The 13,750-nt window shown below is 43.2% G+C and carries 10 protein-coding genes; all 10 read left to right on the forward strand.

Annotation, left to right across the window (positions count from 1 at the left end):
* The first annotated feature begins 2 nt into the window (after positions 1-2).
* The 10 genes from ACXAHI_RS01990 (at position 3) to miaA (ending at position 13,709) form a co-directional block, all read left to right on the forward strand.
* Positions 3-1,754, forward strand: a complete 1,752-nt coding sequence (locus tag ACXAHI_RS01990; protein ID WP_474845529.1) for a 2-oxoacid:acceptor oxidoreductase subunit alpha — start codon at positions 3-5, stop codon at positions 1,752-1,754.
* A complete protein-coding gene (locus ACXAHI_RS01995; protein WP_474845531.1) occupies positions 1,741-2,607 on the forward strand; it encodes a 2-oxoacid:ferredoxin oxidoreductase subunit beta in 867 nt (288 codons plus the stop codon). The genes ACXAHI_RS01990 and ACXAHI_RS01995 overlap by 14 nt, the downstream gene beginning before the upstream one ends.
* A 188-nt stretch (positions 2,608-2,795) precedes the next feature.
* The gene (tdh, locus tag ACXAHI_RS02000) at positions 2,796-3,836 is read left to right on the forward strand and encodes an L-threonine 3-dehydrogenase (protein ID WP_474845533.1); all 1,041 of its coding nucleotides are present in this window, start codon (positions 2,796-2,798) and stop codon (positions 3,834-3,836) included.
* Positions 3,837-3,879: 43 nt separating this feature from the next.
* Positions 3,880-5,058, forward strand: a complete 1,179-nt coding sequence (locus tag ACXAHI_RS02005) for a glycine C-acetyltransferase (protein ID WP_474845535.1) — start codon at positions 3,880-3,882, stop codon at positions 5,056-5,058.
* 309 nt (positions 5,059-5,367) lie between these two features.
* Positions 5,368-6,906: a tRNA (N6-isopentenyl adenosine(37)-C2)-methylthiotransferase MiaB gene (gene miaB / locus ACXAHI_RS02010; RefSeq protein WP_474845537.1), complete on the forward strand. Its 1,539-nt coding sequence runs from the start codon at positions 5,368-5,370 to the stop codon at positions 6,904-6,906.
* On the forward strand, positions 6,906-7,322 hold the full coding sequence (locus tag ACXAHI_RS02015) for a YlbF/YmcA family competence regulator (protein WP_270181912.1): 417 nt from the start codon (positions 6,906-6,908) through the stop codon (positions 7,320-7,322). Before miaB ends, ACXAHI_RS02015 begins: the two co-directional genes overlap by 1 nt.
* A 232-nt stretch (positions 7,323-7,554) precedes the next feature.
* Positions 7,555-8,106, forward strand: coding sequence for an outer spore coat protein CotE (gene cotE / locus ACXAHI_RS02020; RefSeq protein WP_224882245.1), 552 nt, complete (start codon positions 7,555-7,557; stop codon positions 8,104-8,106).
* A 136-nt stretch (positions 8,107-8,242) separates the two neighbouring features.
* Positions 8,243-10,840 carry a DNA mismatch repair protein MutS gene (mutS, locus tag ACXAHI_RS02025; RefSeq protein WP_474845539.1) on the forward strand — a complete coding sequence of 866 codons (2,598 nt, stop codon included), beginning with the start codon at positions 8,243-8,245 and terminating at the stop codon, positions 10,838-10,840.
* Positions 10,841-10,862: 22 nt separating this feature from the next.
* Entirely contained in the window at positions 10,863-12,725 is a 1,863-nt protein-coding gene (gene mutL / locus ACXAHI_RS02030; RefSeq protein ID WP_474845541.1) for a DNA mismatch repair endonuclease MutL, read from the forward strand.
* Between the two features lie 45 nt (positions 12,726-12,770).
* Positions 12,771-13,709 carry a tRNA (adenosine(37)-N6)-dimethylallyltransferase MiaA gene (gene miaA, locus ACXAHI_RS02035; RefSeq protein ID WP_474845543.1) on the forward strand — a complete coding sequence of 313 codons (939 nt, stop codon included), beginning with the start codon at positions 12,771-12,773 and terminating at the stop codon, positions 13,707-13,709.
* Positions 13,710-13,750: the final 41 nt, after the last annotated feature.

Here is a 13,750-nt window from a genome sequence, read left to right on the forward strand (position 1 = left end):
ATATGATCGAACAACTTTCATGGAAAGTTGGCGGACAGCAGGGGGAAGGTATCGACAGCACAGGTGAAATTTTTGCGATAGCACTTAATCGTATGGGTTATTACTTGTACGGGTATAGACATTTTTCTTCCCGTATTAAAGGTGGACATACGAATAATAAGATACGGGTGAGCACGAAGGAAGTCCGCGCTGTGTCAGATGACCTGGACATGCTCATCGCATTTGATCAGGAAACGATCGATGTTAACGGCCACGAATTGCATGGAGATGGGATCATCATCGCAGATGCAAAGTTCAAGCCTGTTAAACCAGATGATTGCAAAGCAACACTCGTAATTGTTCCGTTTACAGAAATTGCAACAGAGCTCGGTACCTCACTCATGAAGAATATGGTAGCGATTGGTGCAACTAGCGCAGCTCTTGGGATCGATACGGAGACATATAAGGCAGTTGTCGATGAAATCTTTGGAAGAAAAGGTGAAAAAGTCGTCAATAGTAATATGGAAGCGATTCAGCGCGGAGCTGAAGCATTTAAACAGACAGCTGACTCAAATCTTAAGACGCTTTCTCTTAAGAAAGCTGATGGGAAGAATCGCATGTTCATGATTGGGAACGATGCGATCGCGCTTGGTGCAATCGCTGGTGGTGCTAGGCTTATGGCTGCTTATCCGATCACTCCAGCATCAGAGATCATGGAATACTTAATCAAGAAGCTCCCGGAATTCGGCGGAACGGTTATTCAGACAGAAGATGAGATCGCAGCTGCTACGATGGCGATCGGTTCAAACTATGCAGGGGTAAGGACACTAACTGCTTCAGCTGGACCTGGACTATCGCTCATGATGGAGTCAATCGGGCTTTCTGGTATCACAGAAACGCCTCTCGTCATCGTCGATACACAGCGTGGCGGGCCTAGTACCGGTCTTCCTACAAAGCAGGAACAGTCAGATCTCCTTGCGATGATCTATGGTACGCATGGAGAGATTCCTAAAATTGTGATCGCACCGAGTACAGTAGAAGAAGCTTTCTATGATTCAATCGAAGCGTTCAATCTCGCTGAAGAGTACCAGTGCCCTGTCATATTACTCTCTGACCTACAACTATCTCTAGGAAAACAAACGGTGGAACCTTTAGATTATCAAAGAATTCAAATCCGAAGAGGGAAACTAGCGGATTATGATTTGCCTGAAAGAGAAGATAAGTCGTATTTCAAGCGTTTTGAAGTAACGGAAGACGGTGTGTCACCCCGCGTCATTCCAGGCACGAAGAACGGAATCTTTCATGTGACGGGTGTAGAGCATGATGAGACAGGTAAACCTTCTGAAGTGCCTCAGAACAGGAAAGATCAGATGGAAAAACGTCTTCGTAAGGTCAGTGGACTTATGTTCGACACGCCTGTCTATAAAGATGAGAAGCATAAAGAACCTGACGTGCTATTGGTAGGCTTTAACTCTACGAGAGGCTCGATCGAAGAGGTCATCCCTCGCCTAGAAGAAGATGGGTACAACGTAAATCATGCGCACATTCGACTCGTACACCCATTCCCATCGGATGAGCTGAGACCGATGCTTGCAGCTGCTAAGAAGGTTGTGATCATCGAGCATAACGCAACGGGTCAGCTAGCGAGCTTGGTGAAGATGAACGTAGGATATGCTGATAAGATTGAAAGTCTCCTAAAGTATGATGGTAATCCATTTTTACCAGGTGATATTCATCAACAATGCAAGGAGCTGTTAACTGATGGCAACATTTAAAGACTTTCGAAATCAGGTGAAGCCAAACTGGTGTCCAGGCTGTGGAGACTTTTCTGTTCAGGCGGCTATACAGCGTGCGTCTGCGAACGTTGGTCTTGAACCAGATGATTTAGCAGTTGTGTCAGGAATCGGCTGTTCAGGAAGAATCAGTGGCTACATTAACGCTTACGGATTTCACGGAATTCACGGTCGCTCCCTTCCGATCGCGCAAGGTGTTAAGATGGCAAACAGAGACTTGACTGTTATCGCTTCCGGTGGGGACGGTGATGGGTTTGCGATCGGAATGGGGCACACGATCCATGCGATGCGCCGGAATATTGACATCACCTATATTGTCATGGATAACCAGATCTATGGTTTGACAAAAGGTCAAACGTCTCCTACGAGTGCTGAAGGGTTTAAAACGAAGAGTACACCGTCAGGCTCGATCGAATCTTCACTCTCCATCATGGAATTAGCACTATCGAGCGGTTGTGGCTTCGTAGCGCAGAGCTTTTCAACCGATCTAAAAGATTTAGTAGCACTTATCGAACAAGGAATTCAGCATAAAGGATTCTCATTGATCAACGTCTTTAGCCCTTGCGTAACATTTAATAAGATCAACACGTATGATTGGTTCAAAGAAAACTTGATCAGTTTAAAAGATATTGAAGGCTATGATCCTACGAATCGGATGTTGGCGATGCAAACCCTCATGGAGCATGATGGCCTTGTAAAAGGGTTGATCTATCATAATCCAACGAAACCATCCTATCAGGAATCAGTGACAGGTTATAGTGAATCACCTCTGTCCAAACAAAACCTGACATTATCTGAAGAAAAGTTCACTGAATTAATGGCAGAATTCATGTAATGATCGGTCGTCCCTCGTTGAAAAACGAGGGATTTTATTCGTTTATTAAAGAGATAATAAAGTCCAGAAATAAAACTATACGTGTCCGCGAAGGGTGGACACTTTTCCTTTACGATATATAGGAAAAGTGGTACTATGATTGTGGTAACAGTATTGTAAGAAGGTTTGAAAAAAGAGAGGTGTTTGTCGTGGAAGGAAAGATGAAAGCGATTGTAAAGCACGAGCGAGCTAAAGGCGCGCAGTTGCAAACAGTCGATATTCCACAAATAGATGAAAATGAAGTTCTTATACAGGTGAAAGCGACTTCCATTTGTGGAACAGACGTACATATCTATGCTTGGGACGAGTGGTCTCAAAGTCGTGTGAATCCTCCGTACGTATTCGGTCACGAATTTGCTGGGGTCGTCGTTGAAAAGGGAGAGCGAGTAACAAATGTAGAGGTTGGCGATCATGTATCTGCTGAAACGCACATCGTATGTAACCAGTGTCCACAATGCTTAACTGGCAAGTTTCATATTTGTGAGAATACGAAGATCATCGGTGTAGATACAAATGGTTGCTTTGCAGAATATGTGGCACTACCATCTCAAAATATTTGGAAGAACCCTAAGTCTCTTTCATTTGATGTCGCTTCAGTACAGGAGCCGATGGGAAATGCTGTACACACTGTTCTTGCAGGTGATGTTGCTGGTAAAACAGTTGCCATCATCGGCTGTGGTCCGATTGGGATTATGGCAGTTGGGGTAGCGAAGGCTGCCGGTGCTTCTCAGATTATTGCCTTCGACCTTAATAACTACAGACTAGATCTTGCTGCGAAGATGGGCGCAACAACTGTTGTGAACTCTCGTCACGAAGATCCTCTTGAAAAAGTAAAAGAGCTGACAGATGGTCATGGGGTTGACGTTGTATGTGAAATGTCAGGACACCCGATCGCGATGAACCAGGGCTTTAAAATGGTTACGAACGGCGGACGTGTTTCCATATTGAGTTTACCTGTACGCCCAGTTGAAATCGATGTGACAAACGATATCGTATTTAAAGGTATTACCGTTCAAGGGATAACAGGGAGAAAGATGTTTGAAACATGGCGTCAGGTGTCAGGTTTGCTACAATCTGAACAAGTAGATGTCGAGCCGATGATCACGCATCACTTCCCATTAGAAGAGTTCGAGAAAGGCTTCGAATTAATGCTCGAAGGGAAATGTGGTAAGGTAGTATTACATCCATAAAGCTCATGTTGAGCTTTTACATAATTAGAAGGAGGCAGGTCACATGAAAGGTTTTGAATATCTCCAAGAAGAGCTTGACCAAATGCAAGATGAGGGTGTTTTCCGTAATTTGATCCCTCTAGAATCAGCACAAGGATCTCGTGTTGCGATCAAAGGGAAAGAAGTTATTCAGCTATCCTCTAATAACTATCTTGGATTAACAGATCATCCTAAAATGAAGCAAGCTGCAATCGAAGCTGTCGAAAAATACGGAGCGGGAACAGGTTCTGTTCGTACCATCGCAGGAACGCTATCGATGCATGAAGAATTTGAACAAAAGCTTGCTGAATTTAAACACACTGAGGCAGCTCTCGTGCTGCAATCTGGGTTCGCAACAAACCAGGCTGTGCTATCAGCAATTTTGACGAAAGAAGATGTGGTTATTTCTGATGAGCTTAATCACGCTTCAATCATCGATGGTATCCGCTTAACGAAAGCTGGTCGTCGTATTTACAAGCACACGGATATGGAAGATTTAGAGAATGCTCTTAAAGAAACGCAAGAATACCGCACTCGTCTCGTTGTAACAGACGGTGTATTCTCAATGGATGGTAACATTGCGCCTCTTCCTGAAATCGTAGAGCTTTGTGAAAAATACGATGCGCTCGTAATGGTTGACGACGCTCACGCAAGCGGCGTACTTGGGCGTAATGGCCGTGGAACAGTCGACCATTTTGACCTTAACGGTCGCGTTCATATTCAAGTAGGAACATTAAGTAAGGCGATCGGGGTGTTAGGCGGCTATATCGCAAGCTCAAAAACACTTCGTGACTACTTGATTCATAAAGGCCGTCCATTCTTATTCAGCACATCCCATCCACCTGCTGTAACCGCAGCATGCTCTGCAGCGATCGATGTTCTCGTAGAAGAGCCTGAGCTGATCGAAAAGCTATGGGACAATACGAAATTCTTCAAAGACGGTCTAGAGAAGCTTGGTTTCGATACTGGGATCAGTGAAACGCCAGTCACTCCTGTTATCATTGGTGACGAAGCCTTGACACATAAGTTTTCTGACAAGCTGTTTGAGAATGGAGTATTTGCACAAGGTATCGCATTCCCAACAGTGCAGAAAGGGAAAGCACGTGTAAGAACGATCGTAACTGCACAGCATTCAAAAGAAGAGCTACAAGAGGCGTTAGACGCTTTCGAAAAATCAGCAAAAGAATTAGGCATTTTAAAATAAGCAGCATACTCAGACTGTCGACCTCGGCAGTCTGATTTTTTATCTGTTAAGTGTTTACGGTGTATAGAATGGTACTCGTTCGACAATTTAATAGATTCTAGAGCGATACAGCCTTTTCATCATCCGGTCTTATTGCTTAAATACGTACAACCCCTTATAATAAGGTAATGTCCACCGTTAAACATTAAAGGATCAAACATAAAGAACATAGGCTAGCACGATGTGCATTGCCTGTTTTTTCTAAGTTTAGGAGCAACATGCTCCTTTTCATAGCAGAGTTATCCTTTGACTGGAAAGGAGACGTAACATATGAACGAACAACAGCGGCTTGCGTCGTCGCAAATTCAAGCACCAAAGAAAACGGAGAAAACGACTGAGGACTTTGCGAAGTATTTTCAGACTACCTATCAGCCGCCTTCGTTAAAAGATGCGAAAAAGCGCGGAAAAGAAAACGTTAACGTACATTATGACTTCGAGATTCCTGAGAATATACGAAACCTTGGTCAAGATAAGAAGTACTTGATCCGAACGTATGGTTGTCAGATGAACGAACATGATACTGAGATCATGGCTGGAATTTATGAGGGAATGGGCTTTGAAGCAACGACCGTTGTGGAAGAAGCTGATGTTATCTTGCTAAACACGTGCGCGATACGAGAGAACGCGGAAAACAAAGTGTTTGGAGAGCTCGGTCACTTAAAACCTCTTAAGATGGAGAATCCGAATTTGATCATCGGGGTATGTGGCTGTATGTCTCAAGAAGAGTCGGTCGTCAATCGAATCATGCAAAAGCATCAGTTCGTAGATTTGATCTTCGGAACGCACAATATTCATAGACTGCCGCAATTGATGGAGCAAGCCGTCTTCGGTAAAGAAATGGTTATGGAAGTGTGGTCCAAAGAAGGCGATATCATTGAGAACCTTCCAAGAACCCGTAAAGGTGAGATCAAAGCGTGGGTTAATATCATGTATGGCTGCGATAAATTCTGTACATATTGCATCGTGCCTTATACCCGAGGTAAGGAGCGAAGCCGCCGACCTGAAGACATTATTCAGGAAGTAAGGCACCTCGCAGCAAAAGGGTATAAAGAAGTGACGCTTTTAGGACAGAATGTGAATGCGTACGGAAAAGACCTTGAGGATATGGAATATGGCCTAGGTGATCTAATGAATGAAATTCATAAGATCGACATCCCAAGAGTGCGATTTACTACAAGTCATCCAAGAGATTTCGACGATCGTCTCGTTGAAGTTCTTGGACAAGGCGGTAACCTGCTCGATCACATTCATCTTCCTGTTCAGAGCGGAAGCAATGATGTTCTTAAGCTCATGAACCGTCGTTATACGAGAGAAACGTATTTAGAACTTGTTGATAAAATTAAGGAAGCGATGCCAAATGCAACGTTCACGACGGATATTATCGTCGGCTTTCCAAACGAAACAGATGAACAGTTTGAAGAAACGATGTCACTCGTAAGGGAAGTAGAGTTTGATAGCGCTTATACATTCATCTATTCACAGCGAGATGGTACGCCAGCAGCAAAAATGAAGGATAACGTGCCGATGGAAGTGAAGAAAGAGCGTTTACAGCGTTTGAATGCCCTTGTAAATGATATGGCAGCGAAGAAAAATGCAGCCTACGAAGGGGAAATCGTGGAAGTGCTCGTCGAAGGTGAAAGTAAAAAGAATCCTGACGTCCTATCGGGCTATACGAGCAGAAACAAAGTAGTTAACTTCAGAGCACCGAAGTCTCTTATCGGTGAGCTCGTTCAAGTGAAAATTACGAAAGCAAAAACCTGGTCGTTAGACGGAGAATATATAGAAAATACTGCAGAGGTGAAAGCATAATGATTTCAAGACAAGAAGTGATCGTAAAAGCAAAAGAGCTAGCTAAGCTCGTATCTGAGACGGAAGAAGTTGATTTCTTCAAGCGTGCAGAAGAAAAGATAAATGAAAACAAGAAAGTGCAAAGTTTAATCGCTCGCATTAAGCTTGAACAAAAAGAAGCGGTTAACCTTCAGCATTATGGTAAGCATGAGGCGTTGAAAGAAAAAGACGAGCGTATCGACAAACTGATGGAGCAGCTTGATGAAATTCCTGTCGTTCAGGAATTCAAACGTTCTCAGTCAGATGTGAATGATCTTCTTCAGCTTATCGCAAATACAATCTCAAACACCGTCACAGATGAGATCATCGAAGCGACTGGTGGTAACGTACTAGAAGGTACGACTGGCTCTGCACAAGGATCTGGTTGTAGTAAGTAAAAGTCGGGAGTTTTCCCGGCTTTTTTTTATGCTTTGTTATGCTGATATTCGTGCTCCTATTCCGTTTTTAATTTCATTCACCGTATTTTTTTTAGAAATTTTACAAAAGGTTGTAAAGCATTGTACATAAGGGTCATAGACTGATAGTGGAACAGCCTTAATAAAAAAAAGGCACACTAGTCATTTGTCATGCATAGGATGAGAATGAAGATTGGAAGAGGAGGTATGATCGATGTCAGAGGATTATAATTACAGAGAGATATTCGCCAAAGCTGTTTGCGGAAAAGGGCGTAAATTTACTCAGGATACAAACACAGTTACTCCAGAGCACAAACCTTCAAGTATTCTTGGTTGCTGGATCATCAACAACAAATTCAAGGCGAAAAAGCACCATGATTGCGTCATTGTTGAAGGCTCTTATGACATTAATATCTGGTACTCATACAGTCATAACACAAAAACAGAAGTCGTAACGGAAAACGTTAAATATCGTGAAGAAATCCCTCTTCGCTACAAGGATAAAGATTGCAAAACGGACGAAGTGGTTGCAAAAGCGATTCAAGAGCCGAACTGTCTTGAAGCTACCATTGCACCGAACGGAAATAAAATTATCGTTCAAGTCGAAAGGGAGTTTCTCGTAGAAGTCATTGGAGAAACAAAAATTTGCGTTTACGTGAATCCTGATGGCTGTGAAGATGATGATGACGATTGGGAATATGAAGTAGAAGATGAAGAGTTTGAAGATTTAGATCCGAACTTTTTAATTGGTGATCTTGAAGAATAGTCGTACCAGGGAGAAGGGGTTCTTCTTCCTGGTTTTATTTTTTTGCCGAGTCACGACCTTCTTTATCATAGAAGCGTAGAAGAATGATGTGATATACTGTTAGCTGAATAGAAATGTAGATTGGTGGAGAAGAAGTATGGCTCGATATACCCCTATGATCGAACAATATTTACGGATTAAGGCAGAGTACCAAGATGCCTTTTTATTTTTTAGATTAGGTGACTTTTATGAAATGTTCTTTGAAGATGCGACGCGTGCATCGAAAGAGCTTGAAATAACGTTAACGAGTAGAGATGGCGGGGGAGAGGACCGTATCCCGATGTGCGGTGTTCCTTATCATTCTGCAGAAAACTATATTTCTCAACTAGTAGAAAAAGGATTTAAAATTGCGATATGTGAACAGACTGAAAACCCGAAGCATGCAAAAGGCGTGGTGAAACGAGAAGTCGTTCAACTTATTACACCAGGAACAGTCATGTCAGATCGTTTGATAAAAGAAAAGGAAAACAACTACATAGTGGCGATATCGGAATTTGAAGATAGCACATATTCCCTAGCTGCGAACGATTTAACGACAGGTGAAACCATGGCCACGATCTTAACTGGTGACCATCATGAAGTACTTGGTGAGCTTTCGAATCTATCTCCAAAAGAGGTGATTCTTGGAACTGAAGATGGTCCGTTAGCAACTGCGATCCGTGAAAGAATGTCTCTTACCGTTTCGACCGAGGGTAACGTTACGATTCCAGAACAGTTTCAGGAACTTTCTAAGCACATCGATCAGAGCAAGCTACTGAGTGCATTTGGCCGGTTGTTGCATTACTTGATTCGAACTCAAAAACGCTCGATGGATCATCTTCAGCCATTACGTCATTATCACGTTTCACAGTATATGAAGCTCGATGTGAATTCAAAACGAAACCTAGAGCTCGTTGAAACGATCAGAGACAAGAAACGGACAGGCTCTCTTGTATGGTTTTTAGATAGTACTGTCACGGCTATGGGAGGGCGTCTTCTCAAACAATGGGTAGAACGACCGCTATTGCAGCATCGTGAAATCGTGAAGCGACAGGAACTTGTTGAAACGATGATGAAGCAGTTTTTCGAACGTGAAACGATTCGTGAACAGCTGCAGGGGGTTTATGACCTCGAGCGATTAGCTGGTAAAGTTGCATTTGGAAACCTGAATGCGAGAGACCTCGTCCAGCTTCGTAAATCATTAGAGAAAATCCCTGGGATCAAACAAGCCGTAACAGAACTTGATAATACGTATGCTAATGAGCTTGGAGATGAGATCTTAACATGCGATGAGCTGACTGAGCTTTTGAGTGAAGCGATCGAAGACAACCCACCTCTCTCAGTAAAAGAAGGGCAGATGATTCGAGACGGTTATAATAGCGATCTCGATCGCTATCGTGATGCGAGCAGAAATGGGAAGGATTGGATCGCTTCCTTGCAGATGCAAGAAAGAGAACGAACAGGCATTCGTTCGCTTAAGATCGGTTACAATAAAGTCTTTGGATATTATATCGAAGTGACGAGATCTAACCTTCAGAATCTTCCTGAAGGAAGGTATGAAAGGAAACAGACGCTTTCTAACGCAGAGCGTTTTATTACTCCTGAACTGAAAGAAAAAGAATCTCTTATACTTGAAGCTGAAGAAAAAATTGTTGACTTGGAGTATGACTTATTCACGAATCTAAGAGAACAAGTGAAACAGTATATTCCAGAACTGCAAAAACTAGCAAAGAAGATTAGTGAACTCGATGTATTGCAAGCATTTGCAGTCGTTAGTGAAGAAAATCGTTTTACAAAACCGTCCTTTTCTGAAGATCGACAAGTAGCGATCGAAGCGGGGCGCCATCCGGTTGTAGAAAAGATGCTAAAAGGGCGAGAGTATGTTGCTAACGATGTAATGATGAATGAAGATCGCGAAATCCTATTGATTACAGGACCAAACATGAGCGGTAAGAGTACGTATATGAGGCAGTTAGCGCTCATCTCTCTACTTGGTCAAATCGGCTGTTTTGTTCCTGCGGAATCTGCTGTACTTCCGATCTTTGATCAAATCTTCACTAGAATTGGAGCAGCAGACGACCTTGCTGCAGGTCAAAGTACATTTATGGTGGAAATGCTTGAAGCGAACTATGCGATCACGAAAGCGACAGAAAATAGCTTGATTCTACTAGATGAAATTGGTCGTGGAACTTCTACGTATGATGGAATGGCCCTCGCGCAGTCCATCATCGAGTACATTCATGATCATGTTCGAGCTAAAACACTGTTTTCAACACATTATCATGAATTAACATCCCTTGAAGAAGAGCTACAGCGCGTAAAGAACGTGCATGTTAAGGCCGTTGAAGAACAAGGACGCGTCGTATTTTTGCACCGTGTACACGATGGTTCGGCTGATAAGAGTTATGGGATTCATGTCGCTCAACTTGCAAACCTACCAGACCAACTCATTAAGCGAGCTCAAACGATCTTGTCTGAGTTCGAGTCGAGTACAGAAACGACTGAAGCGAGTGCAAAACCAAAACAAGAGTCCGCGACGAGTGTGGATGAAGACGCACAACTCGCTTTCTTTGATGAACTAAATGTAAAGAAGGGTCGTTCTAAGTCATCCGGTGAAGAAGCGATACTGAAGAAACTAAAATCTGTTGATATTATGGAAATGACCCCGATGGATGCGATCAACACACTCTATGAATTAAAGAAACAGCTAAAGTAGGAATGAAAGAAAGGTGAGGAAAATGGGGAAGATCGTTCAACTTGATGATCAGCTTTCAAATAAAATAGCAGCAGGTGAGGTTGTCGAAAGACCAGCCTCAGTTGTGAAAGAGCTTGTAGAGAACGCGATCGATGCGGAAAGCAGTGAAATCAGGATCGAAATCGAAGAAGGCGGTCTCTCCAAGATCCGAATCGTCGATAACGGAACGGGCATGGACGAAGAGGATTGTAAACTTGCATTTTTTAGACATGCTACGAGCAAGATTCGAAATGAGCGAGATTTGTTTCAGATTGAAACGTTAGGGTTTCGAGGAGAAGCACTCCCAAGTATCGCTGCAGTTTCTCATCTCGAGTTAAAGACATCGACAGGTGAGCGTGCTGGCACATATGTGAAGATTGAAGCAGGAGAAGTAACCGAATTTAAGGCGACAGATAGTCGGAAAGGGACTGAACTGACGATTTCAGGACTTTTTTACAATACACCCGCTCGATTGAAGCATATGAAGACCGTACACACAGAGCTTGCGAACGTTGCAGATGTTGTAAACAGACAGGCGATGGCTCATCCAGAGATCGCTTTCAGGTTCTTTCATAATGGTAAAAAACTGTTGTCTACGAATGGCAGTGGAGAGTTGTTACAAGTAATCGCAGCGATCTACGGCTACAATACTGCTAGAAAAATGCTTCCGTTACAAACAGAAACGATTGATTTCAACGTGACGGGGTATGTTGCAAAGCCAGAACTAACGCGCGCTTCGCGGCAATACATCTCTCTCGTCATCAATGGTCGGTACATCAAGAACTATCCGATTTCGAAGGGGATTCAGCAGGGCTACCATACGCTGCTTCCAATCGGAAGGTATCCAATCGTCGTGCTTCATATCAAGATGAATCCAACGTTGATCGATGTAAACGTGCACCCATCGAAATTAGAAGCGCGTATTAGTAAAGAACAAGAGCTCGCGAAAGCGATTGAAGACGCAATCACTGCAATATTCAAGAAAACGGAGCTTATACCAGAACAAAAACCATTGAAGCAGAAAGAAAAGGAGAGCGAGCAGCCGGCTTTTCACTTTCAGCATGAAAAACAGGACGTGCCTGAAAAGCGTCCGATTGAAGAAGCAACTCCTTCGCCTCAAAAAGTTACGACTGAAGAGGCTAACGATTCGTTTGTAGAACCTTTTAGTGTAAAAGAAGAGCTGTCACTATCAAACTATGAGTCGCCCGTAAAAACTATGGAAACAAGCAAAGTCGATGAGTTAGAACGTGCAATCGACTACGTTAAGGAGAAGAGTGAGGAAACACGAATCCCTCCGCTTTATCCAATCGGACAAATGCATGGGACTTACATTCTCGCTCAAAATGAGAACGGTCTTTACATCATCGACCAGCACGCTGCTCAAGAGCGAATCAAATATGAGTTTTACCGTAAGAAGGTCGGCGAGATCGATCCGGAAGTACAAGAACTTCTCGTACCGATCACGCTTGAATATACGACTTCAGAATGTGCGATCATCGATAGTCGAATTGAAGATCTTCAGACTGTTGGGGTGTTTTTAGAATCATTTGGTCGCAACAGCTATCTCGTCAGCTCTCATCCTGTATGGTTTCCAAGCGGGGCTGAACAGGAGACGATCGAAGAACTCGTCCAAGAGGTGATCGACAATCGCGCGATCGATGTGAAAAAGCTAAGAGAAGAAGCAGCCATCATGATGTCTTGTAAGAAGTCGATTAAAGCGAATCGTCACTTACGGGATGATGAAGTGTTTACACTTCTTGAAACGCTTCGAAAAGCGATCGATCCGTATACGTGTCCTCACGGAAGGCCGATCATCATTCATTACTCCACATACGAGATGGAAAAAATGTTTAAGCGAGTGATGTAACGTCGAAAATGAGAACAAACTCAGTGGAAAGAACGTGAATAGGTAATGACTAACGATCAAAAATTAGTAACGGTTTTAGGTCCTACTGCAGTGGGCAAAACAAAAACAAGCATCGAGTTAGCGAAAGCGTTGAACGGAGAAGTGATCAGCGGTGACTCGATGCAAATATACAGAGGGATGGATATTGGGACGGCCAAAGTAACGGAGTCAGAAATGGAAGGCATCCCTCATCATCTGATCGATATAAAAGAGCCAACAGAAAACTTCTCAGTGGCAGAATTTCAAGAACTCGCGACAAATCTTGTTCGAGAAATTAATGAAAGAGGGAAAGTTCCGATCATCGCTGGGGGGACAGGTCTCTATGTGAAAGCTGTTACGCATCAATATTCGTTTTCTGAAGTGAAAGAAGATGAAGCGTATAGGAGAAAGCTAGAGCAGATTGCAAACGAGGAAGGTCCAGTTGCCTTTCACTCGAGGTTGAAAGAAATCGATCCGAAGAGTTATGAGTCGATTCATCCGAACAACATTCGGCGAGTAATTCGTGCGCTAGAAGTCCATCATGTGACGGGAAAGCCAGTGTCCGCCTCGAAAGATTCTCAACCTGAGCACTCACCTTATCATCTAGTTAATATTGGGTTGACGATGGAAAGAGACACGCTTTATAACAGAATCAACAAGAGGGTAGATCTAATGATGGAAGAGGGGCTTTTGGACGAAGCGCGCACCCTTTACGATCAAGGCGTGAGGAACTGTCAATCGATCCAAGCGATCGGTTATAAGGAAATCTATCGGTACATTGAAGGAAAGGTATCCTACGAGGATGCTGTCGATGAACTAAAGCAAAACTCAAGAAGGTACGCCAAGCGTCAGCTAACATGGTTTCGACATCAGATGGACATCGACTGGTTTGATATGACGGAGAATAGAGAAGAAAAAATACGAAAAATATTACACTCTGTTGCAGGAAAGTTAGCAGATAACTAGAACTGTACATATTGAATGCCTTTAGAGAAAAAGAGGAGGAC

This window comes from Anaerobacillus sp. ABD4_527, assembly GCF_056160805.1.

Coding starts and splice junctions, on each gene's coding strand:
- ACXAHI_RS01990 (WP_474845529.1), top strand. CDS start 3: ATGATCGAACAACTTTCATGGAAAGTTGGCGGACAGCAGGGGGAAGGT.
- ACXAHI_RS01995 (WP_474845531.1), top strand. CDS start 1,741: ATGGCAACATTTAAAGACTTTCGAAATCAGGTGAAGCCAAACTGGTGT.
- ACXAHI_RS02005 (WP_474845535.1), top strand. CDS start 3,880: ATGAAAGGTTTTGAATATCTCCAAGAAGAGCTTGACCAAATGCAAGAT.
- miaB (WP_474845537.1), top strand. CDS start 5,368: ATGAACGAACAACAGCGGCTTGCGTCGTCGCAAATTCAAGCACCAAAG.
- ACXAHI_RS02015 (WP_270181912.1), top strand. CDS start 6,906: ATGATTTCAAGACAAGAAGTGATCGTAAAAGCAAAAGAGCTAGCTAAG.
- cotE (WP_224882245.1), top strand. CDS start 7,555: ATGTCAGAGGATTATAATTACAGAGAGATATTCGCCAAAGCTGTTTGC.
- mutS (WP_474845539.1), top strand. CDS start 8,243: ATGGCTCGATATACCCCTATGATCGAACAATATTTACGGATTAAGGCA.
- mutL (WP_474845541.1), top strand. CDS start 10,863: ATGGGGAAGATCGTTCAACTTGATGATCAGCTTTCAAATAAAATAGCA.
- miaA (WP_474845543.1), top strand. CDS start 12,771: ATGACTAACGATCAAAAATTAGTAACGGTTTTAGGTCCTACTGCAGTG.